General features: G+C 68.8%; 16 protein-coding genes. 10 read left to right on the top strand and 6 right to left on the bottom strand.

All coding sequences use genetic code 11. The features are described from left to right. Window positions 1-109: 109 nt before the first annotated feature. From glyS to EOJ32_RS08610, 3 genes are read right to left on the bottom strand one after another with little or no spacing between them, the layout of a single operon-like run. The gene (gene glyS / locus EOJ32_RS08600; RefSeq protein WP_127898278.1) at window positions 110-2221 is read right to left on the bottom strand and encodes a glycine--tRNA ligase subunit beta; all 2112 of its coding nucleotides are present in this window, start codon (window positions 2219-2221) and stop codon (window positions 110-112) included. Continuing rightward, the gene (locus tag EOJ32_RS08605) at window positions 2221-2697 is read right to left on the bottom strand and encodes a DUF6446 family protein (RefSeq protein ID WP_045999423.1); all 477 of its coding nucleotides are present in this window, start codon (window positions 2695-2697) and stop codon (window positions 2221-2223) included. The genes glyS and EOJ32_RS08605 overlap by 1 nt, the downstream gene beginning before the upstream one ends. Beyond that, window positions 2694-3617, bottom strand: coding sequence for a glycine--tRNA ligase subunit alpha (locus tag EOJ32_RS08610; protein ID WP_045999422.1), 924 nt, complete (start codon window positions 3615-3617; stop codon window positions 2694-2696). The genes EOJ32_RS08605 and EOJ32_RS08610 overlap by 4 nt, the downstream gene beginning before the upstream one ends. Before the next feature lie 108 nt (window positions 3618-3725). Between EOJ32_RS08610 and EOJ32_RS08615 the strand changes: the two genes are divergently transcribed. Continuing rightward, window positions 3726-5009, top strand: coding sequence for a peptidoglycan-binding protein (locus EOJ32_RS08615; RefSeq protein ID WP_240542386.1), 1284 nt, complete (start codon window positions 3726-3728; stop codon window positions 5007-5009). Here the strand turns inward: EOJ32_RS08615 and EOJ32_RS08620 are convergent. After that, entirely contained in the window at window positions 5006-6457 is a 1452-nt protein-coding gene (locus tag EOJ32_RS08620) for a TrkH family potassium uptake protein (protein ID WP_127898279.1), read from the bottom strand. The two genes, EOJ32_RS08615 and EOJ32_RS08620, sit on opposite strands and share 4 nt — an antisense overlap. Before the next feature lie 118 nt (window positions 6458-6575). Between EOJ32_RS08620 and EOJ32_RS08625 the strand changes: the two genes are divergently transcribed. After that, the gene (locus EOJ32_RS08625; protein WP_042245371.1) at window positions 6576-7697 is read left to right on the top strand and encodes a Ppx/GppA phosphatase family protein; all 1122 of its coding nucleotides are present in this window, start codon (window positions 6576-6578) and stop codon (window positions 7695-7697) included. Window position 7698: 1 nt separating this feature from the next. Beyond that, window positions 7699-8442: an RlmE family RNA methyltransferase gene (locus EOJ32_RS08630; protein WP_127898280.1), complete on the top strand. Its 744-nt coding sequence runs from the start codon at window positions 7699-7701 to the stop codon at window positions 8440-8442. A 65-nt stretch (window positions 8443-8507) separates the two neighbouring features. On the opposite strand, the gene EOJ32_RS08635 is transcribed toward EOJ32_RS08630, so the two are convergent. Both EOJ32_RS08635 and miaA read right to left on the bottom strand, forming a co-directional pair. Further along, a complete protein-coding gene (locus tag EOJ32_RS08635) occupies window positions 8508-9554 on the bottom strand; it encodes an AraC family transcriptional regulator (protein ID WP_164871415.1) in 1047 nt (348 codons plus the stop codon). Window positions 9555-9640: 86 nt separating this feature from the next. Then, complete coding sequence (gene miaA, locus EOJ32_RS08640; RefSeq protein ID WP_127898282.1) at window positions 9641-10534, bottom strand: tRNA (adenosine(37)-N6)-dimethylallyltransferase MiaA; 894 nt, start codon at window positions 10532-10534, stop codon at window positions 9641-9643. An 81-nt stretch (window positions 10535-10615) separates the two neighbouring features. Here miaA and pyrH point away from each other — a divergent pair, with 81 nt between their 5' ends. The 7 genes from pyrH to rseP all read left to right on the top strand — a co-directional run bounded on the left by pyrH (window position 10616) and on the right by rseP (window position 16866). Beyond that, window positions 10616-11341, top strand: a complete 726-nt coding sequence (pyrH, locus tag EOJ32_RS08645) for a UMP kinase (protein WP_045999418.1) — start codon at window positions 10616-10618, stop codon at window positions 11339-11341. A 1-nt stretch (window position 11342) separates the two neighbouring features. After that, window positions 11343-12140 carry an ion transporter gene (locus tag EOJ32_RS08650; protein ID WP_127898283.1) on the top strand — a complete coding sequence of 266 codons (798 nt, stop codon included), beginning with the start codon at window positions 11343-11345 and terminating at the stop codon, window positions 12138-12140. Window positions 12141-12226: 86 nt separating this feature from the next. Further along, the gene (gene frr / locus EOJ32_RS08655; protein ID WP_045999416.1) at window positions 12227-12790 is read left to right on the top strand and encodes a ribosome recycling factor; all 564 of its coding nucleotides are present in this window, start codon (window positions 12227-12229) and stop codon (window positions 12788-12790) included. Window positions 12791-12797: 7 nt separating this feature from the next. Next, a complete protein-coding gene (gene uppS / locus EOJ32_RS08660) occupies window positions 12798-13529 on the top strand; it encodes a polyprenyl diphosphate synthase (RefSeq protein ID WP_045999415.1) in 732 nt (243 codons plus the stop codon). Then, on the top strand, window positions 13526-14392 hold the full coding sequence (locus EOJ32_RS08665; RefSeq protein ID WP_127898284.1) for a phosphatidate cytidylyltransferase: 867 nt from the start codon (window positions 13526-13528) through the stop codon (window positions 14390-14392). Before uppS ends, EOJ32_RS08665 begins: the two co-directional genes overlap by 4 nt. Before the next feature lie 3 nt (window positions 14393-14395). Beyond that, window positions 14396-15547: a 1-deoxy-D-xylulose-5-phosphate reductoisomerase gene (dxr, locus tag EOJ32_RS08670; protein ID WP_127898285.1), complete on the top strand. Its 1152-nt coding sequence runs from the start codon at window positions 14396-14398 to the stop codon at window positions 15545-15547. Further along, a complete protein-coding gene (rseP, locus tag EOJ32_RS08675; protein ID WP_127898286.1) occupies window positions 15544-16866 on the top strand; it encodes an RIP metalloprotease RseP in 1323 nt (440 codons plus the stop codon). Before dxr ends, rseP begins: the two co-directional genes overlap by 4 nt. The last annotated feature ends 30 nt before the right edge of the window (window positions 16867-16896 follow it).

Consider the following 16896-nt stretch of genomic DNA (forward strand, 5'->3'; position numbering starts at 1 on the left):
GCACCCCCCGCCGAGGGGACGTGCCGTCCCCTCGGGCTCCCCTGCGGCAGGGCGGACATACAAAGACGGCCCGGAGAGCAATCTCCGGGCCGTTTTCGTTTGGGGGGCTTTAGCCTTCGATGCGGGTGAAGTCGGCGATCTGGCGACCGGCTTCGCGGATGCGGGACAGCAGGTTCAGGCGGTTGCGCCGGACGATCTGGCTGTCGGTGTTGACCTGCACGGCCTCGAAGAACGCGTCGATCGGCGTGCGCAGGGCTGCGATGGCGGTCATGGCTGCGGGGAAGTCCTGCCTGGCCATGGCGTGGCGGATCGCCGGTTCGGCGGTGTCCAACGCGGTGAAGAGGGCGCGTTCCTGGTCCGTCTCGGCGAACTTGACGTCGGCGCCGAAGCTGTATTCGACGCCGTCCTTCTCCTCGGCCTGGGCCAGGATATTGCCGGCGCGTTTCAGGCCCTGGGTCAGGTTGCGGCCGTCCTCAGTCGCCAGCATCGCGTTCAGTGCGGTAGTGCGGGCCACCACGCGGACCAAGTCGTCATTGCCCTCCTGCGCCAGCACCGCGTCGATGATGTCGTGGCGGATGCTCTGATCGCGCAGATAGACCTTCAGGCGGTCGTGGAGGAAGGAGAGGAGGTCCCGCAAATATTGGTCAGGAGATGGGCCGACGATCCCGCTGTCGCTTTCGGCGTGCAACATGTCGGACTTCCGCACCATTGTCGACATGACGCTCTGAAGGGGCACAGTGAGGTTGTTCCCGACGATCAGCCGGATCACCCCCAAGGCCGCCCGTCGCAGTGCGAAGGGGTCCTTCGACCCGGTCGGCTTTTCGTCGATGGCCCAGAACCCCGTCAGCGTATCCATCTTGTCGGCCAGCGCCACGGCGACCGAGACCGGCGCGGTGGGCACCGCGTCGGAGGGGCCGAGGGGCGAGTAGTGGTCGCGGGCGGCGTCGGCGACCGCCGCGGGTTCGCCGGCCTCGAGCGCGTAGTAGCGGCCCATCGTGCCCTGCAGTTCGGGGAACTCTCCGACCATGGCCGAGCGCAGGTCCAGCTTGGCCAGGCGCGCGGCGCGTTCGGCCTGATCGGGATCGGCGCCGACCAAGGGAGCGATTTCGCGGGCCAGGGCCGCGATGCGTTCGATCCGGTCGGCCTGCGAGCCGAGCTTGTTGTGGAAGGTGACCGAAGCCAGGCCCGCGGCCCAGGCCGCCATTCCTGATTTCGCCTCGCGTAGGTCGTTTTCCCAGAAGAACGCCGCGTCCGACAGGCGCGCGGCCAGGACGCGCTGGTTGCCGGCCAGGATCGTCGCGCCGTCGTCGGGCGTCTGGATGTTGGCGACGGTCACGAACCCTTCGATCCGGCCCGTTGACGGATTGCGGGCCGAGAAGAACTTCTGGTGCTCCTTCATCGAGGTCTGCAGCACCTCGGGGGGCAGGGCCAGAAAGCGGTCCTCGATCACGCCCATCAGGGGCACGGGCCATTCGACCAGGCCCGCGACCTCGGCCAGCAGGGCGTCGTCGGGGACGATCTGCCAGCCGCGTGCAAAGGCCAGGTTGTCGGCCTGCGACCGGATCTCGGCGGCGCGCTCCTGGGTGTCCAGCATCACGCGGGCGCGGCGCAGCTTGGCGGCATAGTCGTCAAAGCCGCTGACCGTGAACACGTCGGGCGCCATGAAGCGGTGGCCGCGGGTGGTGTTGCCCGCTGCAATGCCGTCGACGGTCAGCGGCACAACGGTCGCGCCGGCCTCGTCCGACAGGATGCACAGGATCGAATGCAGCGGGCGCACCCACCGCAGGCTGCCCGACCCCCACCGCATGGATTTGGGCCAGGGGAAATTGCGGATTGTCGTCTCCAGCACTTCGGCCACGATGTCGGCGGCGGGGCGGCCGGGCTTGGTGACGGTCGCGTACCAGACCTGGCCCTTCTTGTCGTCGCGGGCCTGCAGCTGGTCGCGGGTCAGCCCGGTGGATCGCAAAAAGCCCTCCAGCGCGGCATCGGGGGCGTCGGTGCGGGGGCCCTTGCGGTCCTCATGCGTGGTAGGGCTGGCGGCGGTCAGGCCCTCGACCGCCAGGGCCAGGCGGCGCGGCGTGCTGAAGGTACCTGCGCTGGCATAGGTCAGGCCGGCCTGAACCAGGCCATCGGTCACCAGGCGCTTGAGGTCCTCGCGCGCGCGGGCCTGCATGCGGGCGGGAATTTCCTCCGAGAAAAGCTCGATCAGCAGGTCGGGCATCAGTCCATCACTCCGCGTTCCGGGGTCTTGTCGTTGTATTGGTGCCAGCCGTAGACGCGGCCGTCGGGATAGACGGCCAGTACGCGGTCCACGTCGGGGCGGATCTCGCTGACCGACAGCACGGCGCGGGCGGCGCCGCTTTCCAGGTCGCCGCCGATCCGCGCTGCGTCGAAGCAGGCGAACCAGCCGGGCGCGTTCAGGGGCGTGGCGCCGTCAAAGGGCAGGGCGTCGGCGGGAACCGTGTCCACCGTGGCGCAGGCGCGCCAGCGCAGCGGGCTGCTGTCGGCGTCGATCCCCTCGAACCCGGTCAGGGTCAGGGGTCGTTCGCCGGCAGGGGTGGTCACCGCGATGGCGGCATCGGGGCCGTTCGGGTCGATCGGGTCATAGTATAGGTATTCCTGCGCGTACCACATGCCCGCGCCCGCGGCGATGGTGCTGCCCAGCAGGGCCAGCGCCGCGACCTTGCCCCAGTTCACGCGGGCGACCCCGCCGCATCGGTGGTCAGGAACAGATCGGCGCAGCCCTTGGCCAGCGCCCGAACCCGGCCGATATAGGCCTGGCGTTCCGTGACCGAGATCACACCGCGCGCGTCCAGCAGGTTGAACAGGTGGCTGGCCTTGATCGCCTGGTCATAGGCGGGATGCGCCATCGGGATGGTGCGGCCCGCGCCGTCGGTGCGGTCGGCGGCCAGGATGCGGGCGCATTCGGCCTCGGCGTCCTTGAAATGCTGGAACAGCATGTCCGTGTCGGCCTGGTCGAAGTTCCAGCGCGAGTATTCCTGTTCGGTCTGGCGGAAGATGTCGCCATAGGTCAGCGCGATCGGGCTGTCCGGGTCGTTGAAGGGCATGTCCATCACGTGTTCCGCGCCCAGCACGTACATGGCCAGGCGTTCCAGGCCATAGGTTAGCTCTCCGGAGACGGGGCGGCAGTCATGACCGCCGACCTGCTGGAAGTAGGTGAACTGGCTGACCTCCATGCCGTCGCACCAGACCTCCCAGCCCAGGCCCCATGCGCCGAGCGTAGGCGATTCCCAGTCATCCTCGACGAAGCGGACGTCATGGACCATCGGGTCCAGTCCGATGGCGCGCAGGCTGCCCAGATACAGCTCCTGCAGGTCGGGGGGCGACGGTTTGATGATGACCTGGAACTGATAGTAGTGCTGCAGGCGGTTGGGGTTCTCTCCGTACCGGCCATCGGTGGGGCGGCGCGACGGCTGGACATAGGCCGCGGCCCAGGCCCGCGATCCAAGAGAGCGCAGCGTGGTCCCGGGGTGGAACGTCCCGGCGCCCACCTCCATGTCATAGGGCTGCAGGACGGCGCAGCCCTGGCCTGCCCAATAGGTCTGCAGCGCCAAGATGATCTCCTGGAAACTGCGGGGTCGGTTGGGGCTGGTCATCGGGCCATCCTTTTGCGTAGATCGGGCAAGGCGTCTTCTAGGCGCGCGATGCAACAGGGTCAATGAAGGCCCGACGGCGGGCAGGACACCCGCGACAGGATGGACAGGATGACGACGCCTTTGCGCTTGGTGATGGGACTGGTCCTGGCGGGGGCGCTGCCCGGTGCGGCGCTGGCCCAGGGCGCGGTGATCCGTCTGGAGGCCAAGCGCGATCCCCAGGCGGCGGCGCAGGCGGCGCAGGGATGGGCCGACCGGTTCGACGGGGTCGTGACGCTGGCCCTGCCGGGCGGCTGGACGGGGATCGCCATTGGGCCGCTGCCCGAGGATCGCGCCGGGCCCCTGCTGGAGCGGCTGAAGCAGGCCGGCAAGGTGCCCCAGGACGCGTTCGTCAGCACCCCCGCGCCGGGGACCGCGCTGATGCCGGTGGGCGATACCGCGGCGACGGCCCCGGCTGTGGTGGCCCCGCCGTCGCCCGACGCCTATCTGCGGCTGGAATCGGTTCAGGCCGAACCCGAGGCCCGCGCCGCGCTGGCGCGGTTCCGGGCCGATTTCCCCGAGGCCGGGCTGTGGCGTCTGCCCGACGGGTGGTTCGCGGTGGCGCTTGGCCCGGTGGCCGAGGATGCGGCCTCCGCCTGGCTGCCGGTGCTGGCCAAGGCCGACATGATCCCGGACGACGCCATGCTGGCCCGCGCCGCCGATCTGGGCGAGGCGCTGGACGCGGGCCAGGCCCCGGACCTGCCCGCGCCCGGCGCGCCCGAACCCCTGCCGCCGCTGGACCAGGTCCAGCGCGCCTTGCGGTGGGCGGGGCATTACGACGGCCAGATCGACGGCAAGGACGGTCCCCGCACCCGCGCCGCGATCCAGGCCGAGATCACGCAGACCCGCGCCTCGACCGATCCGGGCACGGCGCTGCGGCTGCTGGCGGAACGCCGCGCGGCTTGGGCCGAGGCGCAGGGGCTGGCACCGCTGGTCGACGCGGCGACCGGGCTGACGGTCACCGCCCCCCTGCGCGCGCTGACCTTCGACCGGGCCGAACGGGCGCTGTCGATCTATGGTCCGAAGGACGGATCGGGGGCGGCGCTGATCCTGTTCAGCCAGCCGGGTGGCCAGCAGGAGCTGCTGGATCTGGCCGGTCTGGTCACGGCGCTTGGCTGGGTGCCCCGGCCCGACCGTGTGGTCAAGCCGGGCCACGTGACCCTGCATGGCGCGAATGACGCCCATATCGGTGCGGCCGAAGGATGGGTCCGCGATGGCCGGGCCGAAGGCTTCGTGCTGATCTGGCCGGCGTCGGACGCGGAAACCCAGACCCGCCTGCAGGCGGAACTGAGCGACAGCCTGACGCGCCACGGGCCCGGCCCGAATGCCGGCGCCGCGCCCACCGCGCTGCCCTAGTCGCGCCAGAACCGCGGCAGCAGCAGGACCAGGACCGACACCAGCTCCAGCCGGCCCAGGAACATTCCCACGGTCATCAGCCACTTGGCCGAGGTCGGAAATTCCGCGATCGAGCCGTTGCGCGTCACCTCGGGGCCCCAGACGGGGCCGATATTCGCGATGGCGGTCCAGGCGGCGGTCAGCGCGGTGCGCGGGTGCAGGCCGGTCAGCGACAGCCCCACGATCAGCAGGCCGAAGGTCAGGAAGAACAGCGTGAAAAACGCCATGACCGAATCGACCACGTCCTGTTCCAGCGGCTGGCCGTCATAGCGCAGCGGATAGACGCGGTGGGGCGAATGCATCCGGCGGATCTGGGCGCGCACGGCCTCGAACAGGACCAGATAGCGGAAGACCTTGACCGAACAGCCGGTCGATCCGGTGCAGCCGCCGATCAGCCCGCAGATCACCAGGACCATCAGCGGCAGATGGCCCCACTGCGTCACGTCGGTGGAGGCGAAGCCGGTCCCCGAGAAGGTCGAGATGACGTTGAACACGGTCTCCCGCAGCATCTCCTCGGGGTGACCGGTCTGGCCCAGCCACAGGACGCGGTACAGCAGGATGATCACGCAGGCATAGCCGATCCAGCGCAGATAGGCGCGCACCTGGATGTCGCGCCACAGCGGTTTCGCCTGGCCGCGCATCAGTTGGACCATGCGGATGAACGGGATCGACGCCAGCACCATGAAGACCGACGACGCCCATTCCGCAGGCCCCAGGAACGCCCCGAAGCTGGCGTCGTAATTCGAGAAGCCCCCGGTCGAGATCGTGCTGAACGCCTGGACGACGGCGTCGAACCCGGTCAGGCCCAGGATCAGATAGGTGATGATGCAGGCCCCGGTCAGGATCAGGTACAGCTGCGTCATCTCGGTCGCGATCTGGCCGGCGCGGGGCAGGACCTTGCCAAGCGTGTCAAAGCCTTCCGACCGGAAGAACTGCATGCCGCCGACCTTCATCACCGGCAGGAAGACCATCGCCACGACGACGATCCCCAGGCCCCCGGCCCAGTGCAGGATCGCGCGCCACAGGTGGATGCCGCGCGCCAGCGAATCCAGCTGCGGCAGGACCGTGGTGCCGGTGGTCGTGAAGCCTGACATCGATTCGAACATCGCGTCGGTGAAGGTCGCGTTCGGCGCGCCCAGCATGAAGGGCAGGGCGCCGAACAGGGGCAGGACCAGCCAGATCCCCGACGTCAGCAGGAACGCCTGATGCAGCGACAGGTGGTCATAGCGCCCGGCCGTCGCCACCGCGACGAAGACGCCCGCCGCCATGGTGATCACCGCCGATTGCAGGAACACCATCCAGTGCGGGTCGCCATGCCACCAGTCGACCATCATCGGCGCCAGCATCATGCCACCGATCGCGGTCAGGATCTTGCCGATCGGATGGGCAACGGGACGGATGTCGATCATCGCTTCTGGTTGCCGCGCCCCCGCGCGCCCGTCAAGTGGCCGCGGCGGTCGCGGCCCCTTGAATGGTCGCCGATGGCAGGTTACGTTTTGTTCAACTTGTCATCGGAGGGCGTGTGTTATGACGCCCAAGCGTCCTGCGGGTGCGGACGCGTTCCCGAGAAATACGGTCGAGCCGTCGGGCACCCGACAACCTGATGAAGGGGCGCTGTATGCTGCCCTGGATTTGGGAACGAATTCTTGCCGGATGCTGATTGCCCGACCGACGGGCAGTCAGTTCCAGGTCGTCGACAGCTTCTCCAAGCCGGTTCAGCTTGGTCAGGGGCTGGAAGCTTCGGGACGCCTGTCCCGCAGCTCGATGGCGCGTACCGTGCACGCGCTGCAGGTCTGCAAGCGAAAGCTTGATCAGCACAAGGTGCGCAACATGCGCCTCGTGGCGACCGAGGCATGCCGGCGCGCGCGCAACAGCCGCGATTTCCTGCGTACGATCCGGCGCGAGACCGGCCTGCCCATCGAGATCATCGGCGCCGAGGAGGAGGCACGGCTGGCCGTCATCAGTTGCGCGCCGCTGGTCAGCCATAAGACCGAGACGCTGATGGTCGTCGACATCGGCGGCGGATCGACCGAACTGGTCTGGATCGACCTGGAGGATGTGGAGCCCAAGGAGCGACCCCGCGCGATCATGCGCCTGTCGGACGGTTTCGGGAACCCGCAGCCGGGCGGCGCCCGCGTGGTCGACTGGATCAGCGTGCCGTTGGGCGTCGCGACGTTGCGCGACCAGTTCGCGGATGTCGAGGACGACCAGGGCCGCTTCGCGCTGATGTCGTGGTTCTTCGAGGAGGCGCTGGCGAATTTCACCCCCTATGCGGACGGATCGCCCGACGAGGGGTTCCAGATCATCGGCACATCAGGGACGGTCACCACGGTCGCGGCCAGTTTCCTGGGCCTGCGCCGCTATGACCGGACCAAGGTGGACGGGCTGGAGATGACCAGCGACCAGATCGACCGGGTGATCCATTCCTATCTGCAGCTGGGCCCCGAGGGGCGGCGTACGGACCCGCGCATCGGGCGCGAACGCCATGCGCTGATCATGTCGGGGGCTGCGATCCTGCAGACGTTGATGCGGGTCTGGCCCACGAACAAGCTGTCGGTCGCGGATCGCGGCCTGCGCGAGGGGTTGCTTTATGCCCAGATGGTGCGCGATGGGGTGCTGGCGCCGGAAGGTTTGAACGGAGTGGCATGAGATGACGAAGACACCGACCAGCCGGGACGGCAAGACCAGCGGCCGCGGTGCGCGCGATCTGCGCGTGCGGGTGAAATCGGCCAAGGGGCGCAAGCTGTCCTCCACCCTGTGGCTGGAGCGGCAGCTGAACGACCCCTATGTGGCCCGCGCCAAGCGCGAGGGCTACCGTGGGCGCGCGGCCTACAAGATCCTGGAGCTGGACGACAAGTACCGCTTCCTGGTGCCCGGCGCGCGGGTGCTTGACCTGGGCTGCGCGCCCGGTGGCTGGTGCCAGGTGGCGGTGGCCCGCGTGAACGCCTTGGGCACGAAATCGGGCAAGAAGGTCGGGCGGGTGCTGGGTCTGGACCTGCAGGAGGTCGATCCGATCGCGGGGGCCGAGATCCACGTGCTGGACTTTCTGGAGGACGGGGCCGACGACAAGGTCAAGGCCTGGCTAGGCGGACCTGCGGATGTGGTGATGTCCGACATGGCGGCGGCGTCGTCGGGGCACAAGAACACCGACCACAACCGGATCGTGGCGCTGGTCGAGGCGGCGGCGCAGCTGGCCTTCGACGTGCTGGAGCCGGGCGGTACTTTCGTCGCCAAGGTCCTGGCGGGCGGTGCCGAGACCGACATGCAGACCATGCTGAAGAAGAACTTCATCAAGGTCGCGAACGTGAAGCCCCCCGCCAGCCGCAGCGATTCGTCCGAGAAATTCGTGGTGGCCACCGGGTTCAGGGGCCGGGAGACCCCCGCCGAAGACTGAGCACCCTTGCGTCCCGCGACGCCGGGGGACTGGCCGTCCCCCGGACCCCCTGCTGGGCGCCCAGCCTAATCGTGGGGTGGGGCGTTTCGCATCTGGCTGCGGTACGCCTCGGGCGTGCGGCCGGTCGCGGCGGCAAAGGCGCGGGTGAAATGGGCGTGGCTGGCATAGCCCAGCTCCTGAGCCAGGCGCGGAACGGGTCGGTCGGTATGGCGCAGCAGTTCGCCCGCGCGGTCCACCCGCAATTCATGCAGCAGGTCGATGGCGCGATGGCCCCGCGCCTCGATGCAGGCGTGGTCCAGATGGGTCAGCGTGGTGCCCAAGTCCTGCGCCAGATCCGCCAGGGTCCGGCACGACCCCATCTCGACCGCGGCCAGGGCCAGGAAGCGGTCGACTAGCGGGCGATCCGTGTGGACCGCGCCGGGATCGGTCCGGTGATCCCGCGGCGGGTCCAGACGCGACAGGCGCAGCGACAGCATGTTCAGATAGCAGCCTAGGGTGCGGTGATCGGGGCTACGGGCGGCCTCGGCCATCAGTTCGGCCAAGGTGGCCGACAGCAGCGTGGCACCGCTGCCCGGGCATCCCGCAACCACCGAACGGGGCAGGGGCGGATCGACCTGCGCGGTCAGTTCGGGCGCGATCAGCAGCACCTGACCCTCTGCCCCGTCCAGCGGCCGGGCGGCGAAGGCGGTTCCGGCGGGGACGAAGCGGACGTCGCCTGCGGCCAGAATGCCGCCACTGCGCGGAAAGTCGATGCGCATGCGCCCTTCGGTCACCCAGATCAGCACATGGTCGGGGCGCGTGCGCGGCTGGACGGGCACGGCACGCCCGCCCCAGGTGAAGGCGCCTGCAGGCAGCAGGCGAAGGCTGGCCTGCCGCGGCCCGAACCGGTGCGAGGCGGGCGCCACGCGGACGGACAGCGCCTGCGGAACGGCCACGCGGTCCGCGGCCCTTGCCCGCTGCACGGGCATAGGGGCGGTGCCTTCGGTCTGCAGGTGGGGGCCGTTGACGTCGATCTGGCCGCCTTGCCCGCGGATGCCCCGACCAAGCGGCGCCAGCCGGGTCGGTGTGAACGGAAACCCCTTGGTCCAGTCAGAGCGATCCCATACCGACATGACACCCTCCCACATCACGGATCCTATCGGCGGATTATCGCCGATCTGTGGGAAAACTCAATGAACGCCGTATGGGTTTCCGGGAATTAAACCGTGATCAGCCCGGCGTTGCCCGCCTGCCACATCTGCCAGTCGCGCATCCGGCCGCGGAACCAGACCCGCTGCGCCTTGGCATATTGCCGTGAGGCGATGATGGCGCGTTCGGTGGCCTCGGCCAGGGTCGCACGACCCTGCAGGTGGGCGACCAGATCGGGCGCGCCGATGGCCTTGGCCCATTGCGCGGCCGGGTCCCACAGGGGCAGCATCGCGCGCACCTCCTCCAGGGCGCCCTGGTCCAGCATCGCGTGAAATCGCCCGGCGATCCGGTCCGCCAGCCAGTCGCGGTCACTGGTGATCAGCACGCGCTGACAGTCGTCTGGGGCCAGCAGGGGCGGGGGCGTGTCGTCCTGCCAATCGGCGATGCCGCGGCCGGTGGCGGTCAGAACCTCCCACGCGCGCTGGACGCGGACCGGGTTCGCAAGATCGATCTGCGCGCGTGTGCGGGGGTCCAGTTCGGCCACCATCGCGGCCAGACCACCGCTTGCGATGCGCGCATCGGCCGTGGCGCGGATGGCGGGGGGCGTCGGCGGAATCTGCGCCAGCCCGCGGGTCAGCGCGGTCAGGTACAGCCCCGTGCCGCCCACCACGATCAGCCGCCCCCGCAGCGCCGCGACCTGGCGCAGCCAGTCGCCGACCGACCAGGCGGTGCCCGGCGCGACATGGCCGTAAAGGGCGTGGGGCGCCTGTGCCAGGTCGGCGGCGGACGGGCGGGCGGTCAGCACCTGCCAGCAGGACCAGACCTGCAGGGCATCCGCATTGACCACCGTGCCGCCCTGTGCCCGCGCGACCGCCAGTGCCAGCGCAGATTTGCCGCTGGCGGTGGGTCCGGCGATCAGCAGGTGGCGGGCGGCGTCGATCTGTGTCAGGTCAGGGTCACGCATGGCCGATCCGGGCAGTTGATCCGGCAGCCCTTTTGCGACATTTAACGGCGCGATGAAAGCAGCCGGCGACAGGAGCCCCCGATGACCACCGAAGTCCCCAAGCAATATGGCCGCGTGATGCTGAAAATCTCGGGCGAGGCGCTGATGGGGGATCAGGGATACGGCCTGCATCCCCCCACCGTCGCCCGCATCGCCAGCGAGGTCGAGGCCGTCCAGGCAATGGGCGTCGAGGTCTGCATGGTCATCGGCGGCGGCAACATCTTCCGCGGCCTGCAGGGCAGTGCGCAGGGGATGGAGCGGACCACCGCCGACTATATGGGCATGCTGGCGACGGTCATGAACGCGCTGGCCATGCAGTCGTCGCTGGAAAGCCGCGGCCTGCATTGCCGCGTCATCAGCGCGATCCGCATGGACGAGGTCTGCGAGCCCTACATCCGTCGCCGCGCCATCCGCCACCTGGAGAAGAAGCGGATCGTGATCTTTGCCGCCGGCACCGGCAACCCGTATTTCACCACCGACACCGCAGCCACCCTGCGCGCGTCGGAGATGAACTGCGAGGCGATCTTCAAGGGCACCAAGGTCGACGGCGTCTATGACAAGGACCCGGTCAAGCATGCCGACGCGAAGCGGTACGGCAATGTCAGCTATGACGAGGTCTTGCAGAAGCATCTGGGCGTGATGGACGCATCAGCCATCGCGCTGGCCCGCGACAACAAGCTGCCGATCATCGTCTTCTCTCTGGACGCGCCGGGCGGGTTCCGGTCGATCCTGGAAGGCCGCGGCACCTATACGCGGGTCCACAACTGACATGACCACCAGCCTGCGGAGCCGCATCGACGGCTTCATCCACGGGCCCCGGGCCCAGGGCGTGATCACGGCCGTGATCCTGTTCAACGCGCTGATCCTGGGGCTGGAGACCTGGCCGCGGGTGATGGCGGCGGCCGGCCCCGTGCTGATCGCGCTGGACCGGGTGTGCCTTGCGATCTTCGTGATCGAGATCGGGCTGAAGCTCTATGCCCGCGGGCTGCGGTTCTTCCGCGACGGCTGGAACGTGTTCGACTTCATCGTCGTGGGAATCGCCGTGCTGCCCGCGACCGAGGGTCTGTCCGTCCTGCGCGCCATGCGCATCCTGCGGCTGCTGCGCATCGTGTCGGTCACGCCCCGCCTGCGCCGCGTGGTCGAGGGATTCCTGTCCGCGCTGCCCGGCATGGCGTCGGTCTTCCTGCTGATGGGTATCATTTTCTACATTTTCTCGGTCATGGCGACCAAGCTGTTCGGGCCGACCTTTCCGGACTGGTTCGGGGACATGGGCAATTCGGCCTATTCGCTGTTCCAGATCATGACGCTGGAAAGCTGGTCGATGGGCATCGTGCGCCCGGTAATGGAGGTTCACCCGAACGCCTGGCTGTTTTTCCTGCCTTTTATCCTGGTCACCACCTTTGCGGTGATGAACCTTGTGGTGGGTCTGATCGTGAATTCGATGCAGGAGGCCCACCAGGAGGAAGGCACCGCTGCGACCGAGGCCTATCGCGACGAGGTCCTGGCCCGGCTGGCCCAGATCGAGGCGCGGCTGTCCGCGGGCGAACCCCCGCGGAACGATCCCTGACGGGGCCGAAAGGCGGGCAAAGGCTTTGCCAAGCTGCGGCATTCCCGTTACAAGCGAAAAAAATTCAAAGCAGAGGCAGTCCGACAATGGCTGAGGACATCGAGATCGATATTGACGACCTGGAGCGCCGCATGAAGGGCGCGATGGAAAGCCTGCGGGGCGAATTCGCCAGCCTGCGGACCGGCCGGGCCTCGGCCTCGATGATCGAGCCGGTGCAGGTCGAGGCCTATGGCCAGATGACCCCGATCAACCAGCTGGGCACCGTCAACGTGCCCGAACCGCGCATGGTCACGATCAACATCTGGGACAAGGGCATGGTCAACAAGGTCGAAAAGGCCCTGCGCGAAAGCGGCCTGGGGATCAATCCGCAGACCAACGGCACGATCATCATGCTGCCGATCCCGGAACTGAACGAGGAGCGTCGCCGCGAGCTGACCAAGGTCGCCGCGCAATACGCCGAGAGCGCCCGCGTCTCGATCCGCAACGTCCGCCGCGACGGCATGGACCAGGTCAAGAAGGGCAAGGCCAACGGCATGCCCGAGGACGACCAGAAGCTGTACGAGACCGAAATCCAGTCCCTGACCGACCGCATGATCGCATCGGTCGACGAGGCGCTGACGGCCAAGCAGGCCGAAATCATGCAGGTCTGATCCGACGATGGCGTGGGGCTTGTCGAGAGCTGCCGAAACTGGGGGGACGACCCGTCCCCGCCATGTCGCGGTCATCATGGATGGCAATGGCCGGTGGGCCACCGAACGCGGCTGGCCGCGTCTGGTCGGTCACCGTCGCGGGGCCGAGCGGGTCAAGCAGATCGTCCGCGCCTGCCCCGACCTGGGGGTGGACTGGCTGACCATCTATGCCTTCTCGACCGAGAACTGGAAGCGCTCGACCGAAGAGGTCCTGGGCCTGATGAAGATCTTTCGCCGCTATATCCAGCGCGAGGCCGAGGACATGTCGGCCGAGGGCGTGCGGATGCGCTTCATCGGCGAACGCGGCCGCCTGGACCGCAAGCTGCAGGACCTGATGGCGTCGATCGAGGCGCGGACGGCGGGCAACACGCGGCTGAACCTGACTGTCGCCATCAACTATGGCGGCCGGGACGAGTTGGTCCGCGCCACCGGGCGTCTGGCCGAACGCATCGCCCGCGGCGACGTGATCAACCCGACCGAGGCCGACCTGGCCGATTGCATGGACACCGCCGGGCATCCCGATCCCGACCTGGTGATCCGCACCTCCGGGGAGACGCGGACCTCGAACTTCCTGCCCTGGCAGGCGGCCTATTCGGAATACGAATTCACGCCGACCCTGTGGCCCGACTTCACCCCCGATCACCTGGCGACGATCCTGGACCGCTTCGGCCTGCGCGACCGGCGCTTTGGGGGCGCATGACCTCAGCACGGCATTCCGCCGGGTCCGTGCCCGGCGCTGGCGGTCCCGGCAAGTCGGGCGGCAAATGGGGCGACCTGTCGCGTCGCGTGGCCTCGACCCTGGTCCTGCTGGGCATCGGCGTGATGCTGGCGGTGGCGCAGGGACCGTGGCTGCGCCTGGGCATGGCGGTCATCTCCGCGATCACGTTCTGGGAACTGGCGGCCATGACCGGCTGGCGCAATCCGGCGCGGCACGTGACGCTGTTCGGACGGTCGCGCCCCATCGCGCTAGCCGCGATCGCGGGCGTGTCGCAGGCCTTTGCGCTGACCGGGATGCCCTGGGCGTGGATGGCGCTGGCCGTTCCGATCCTGCTGGGCCTGCCGGGCGCGGCACGGCGCGACCGCGCCACCTATACCCTCTTCGGCATCGCGATCCTGATCGTGGCCTTCGGCCTTGTTGGGTTTCGTGAGAATTACGGCCTGAACTTTGTCCTGTGGCTGATGGGGGTCATCATCATCTCGGACACGGCGGGGTATTTCTTCGGCCGCATCCTGGGCGGGCCCAAATTCTGGCCCGCGCTCAGCCCCAAGAAGACCTGGTCGGGCACCATCGCGGGCTGGATCGGCACCTGCCTGTTCGGCGCGATCCTGTGGATGGCGGGGCAGGGCGACGCGACGCTGATCTGGGTGTCCCCCATCGTCTGCCTTGCCGGACAGATGGGCGATCTGGCCGAAAGCTGGCTGAAACGGCGCGCGGGGGTCAAGGACAGCTCGAACCTGATACCGGGGCATGGCGGCTTCATGGATCGTTTTGACGCAGTGACCGGGGCGGTCCTGGCGACCATGCTGATCGGGTTTCTGACGAAACTGCCCGTGGTGAACTGACCGATGCGACGCATTTCCATCTTCGGCGCGACCGGGTCGGTCGGCGCGAACGGCGTGGATCTGATCCGCCGCGATCCGCAATCCTATCAGGTCGTGGCCCTGACCGGCGGGCGCAACATCGCACGGCTGGCGCAGATGGCGCGCGATCTGCGCGCCCAGATCGCTGTCACCGCGCATCCCGAACTGCTGGAGGACCTGCGGACCGCTCTTGCCGGCACCGACGTTCAGGCCGCCGCCGGCGAGGCCGCGCTGATCGAGGCCGCGCATCGGCCCGCCGACTGGATCCTGTCGGCCATCGTCGGCGCCGCGGGCGTGGCGCCGGGTCTTGCGGCGCTGTCGCAGGGCGGTGTGCTGGCCTTGGCCAACAAGGAATCGCTGGTCTGCGCGGGCGCGCTGCTGCGGGATACCGGCGCGCGGTCGGGTGCCACGATCCTGCCCGTCGACAGTGAACATTCCGCTTTGTTTCAGGCGCTTGGGACTGATAAGCTAGAATCCGTCAAGGATGTGACCATCACCGCATCGGGCGGCGCGTTCCGCGATTGGCCGCTGGAGCGGCTGGCTGCCGCGACGGTGGCCGAGGCATCGACCCATCCGAACTGGGCAATGGGTCAGCGGATCACCATCGACAGCGCCTCGATGTTCAACAAGGCGATGGAGGTCATCGAGGCCAAGGAGTTCTTCGGCCTGACCGCCGATCGCATCAAGGTTCTGGTCCACCCGGAATCGATCATTCACGCGATGGTCACCCATCATGACGGCGGCACCATAGCCCATCTGGGCGCCCCCGACATGCGCCACGCGATCGGCTATGCGCTGCACTGGCCCGAACGGCGGCCGCTGCCCGTGGCCGCGCTGGATCTGGCCGCGCTTGGCAGCCTGACCTTCCGCGCCCCCGACGAGACGCGCTGGCCCGCCCTGCGCCTGGCGCGCGAGGTGATGGCCGCGGGCGGGGCCGCCGGCGCGGTCTTCAACGCCGCCAAGGAGCAGGCGCTGGACGATTTCATCGCCGGGCGCATCCGCTTTACCGACATGGCCCCCCGGGTCGAGGCCACGCTGGAGGCGCTGTCCGCCCAGCCCGGCTTTGCCCGCGACCCCGAAGACCTGCCCGCCGTCCTGCATTGGGATGGCCTGGCCCGACGAAAGGCCGCCCAGTGATCGACGCCTTTGCCCAGACCGCCGGCACGCTGCTGGCCTTCGTCACCGCCCTGGCGGTCATCGTGACCGTCCACGAATACGGCCATTACATCGTCGCCCGCTGGTCGGGCATCCGGGCCGAGGTGTTCAGCGTGGGCTTTGGCCCGCGCCTGTTCTCTCGCCGTGATCGTCGCGGGACGCTGTGGCAGGTCGCGGCGCTGCCGCTTGGCGGCTATGTGCGGTTCCTGGGCGACGACAACGCGGCCAGTGCCGGGCCGGGGCGCGCCGTCGATCCCGCCCTGCGCCGCCAGACCTTGCAGGGCGCGCCGCTGTGGGCGCGGTTCGCGACGCTGCTGGCGGGGCCGGTGTTCAATTTCGTGCTGTCGATCCTGGTGTTTGCGGGCTTTGCGATCGTCCAGGGCCTGCCGGTGGACGAGGTGCGCGTGGGCGCCGTCAGCGAGGCGCCGCCCGCCATCGTCAACGACCTGCAGCCCGGCGACCGCATCCTGGCCCTTGGCGGCCAGCCGGTCGCCACCTGGCGCGACATCGGCGCGCTGACAGAAACGCTGCCGGTGGCCGGGCAGCAGGACTGGCAGGTCGAACGCGACGGCCGGACGCTGACCGTGACCGGCCCCGACCCGATGCCGGCGCGCATCGGCGGCGTGGCGCCGCGCAGTGCCGCGGCCGATGCCGGCATGCGCGCGGGTGACGTGGTGCTGGCCATCGACGGCCAGCCGGTCACCCGCTTTACCCAGATGCGCGAGGCGGTCGAGGCTGCCGAGGGCCGGCCCCTGGCCCTGCGCCTGTGGCGCCCCGGCACCGGAGAGCTGGACGTGACCCTGTCGCCCAAGCTGTCGGACCTGCCCGCCGATGGCGGCGGGTTCGAGCAGCGCTGGCTGATCGGGGTGACGGGCGGCGAAAGCTTCTTCTCGCCCCAGACGCGCAGTGCCGGGCCGCTGGAGGCGCTTGGCCTGGGCGTCGGGCAGACCTGGGGGATCATCACGTCGTCGCTGACGGGGATGTGGGCGATGATCTCGGGGCAGATCGGCACCTGCAACCTGGGCGGCGCGATCAGCATTGCCGAAAGCACCGGTCAGGCAGCCAGCGCGGGCGGCGCCAACTTCCTGTGGTGGATTGCGGTCCTGTCGGCGGCGATCGGGTTCCTGAACCTGCTGCCGATCCCCGTGCTGGATGGCGGTCACCTGATGTTCTACGCCTACGAGGCCGTCCGCGGACGCCCGCCTTCGGACAAGGCGCTGAACCTGCTGACCGCGATCGGCATGGCGGCAGTCCTGTCATTGATGATTTTCGGGCTCACGAACGATCTTTTCTGCCCTTGATGCGCTTGCGGTTTTGACAGCCCTGCCCCG

Source organism: Paracoccus sp. Arc7-R13 (assembly GCF_004010775.1).
GTDB lineage: Bacteria > Pseudomonadota > Alphaproteobacteria > Rhodobacterales > Rhodobacteraceae > Paracoccus > Paracoccus marcusii.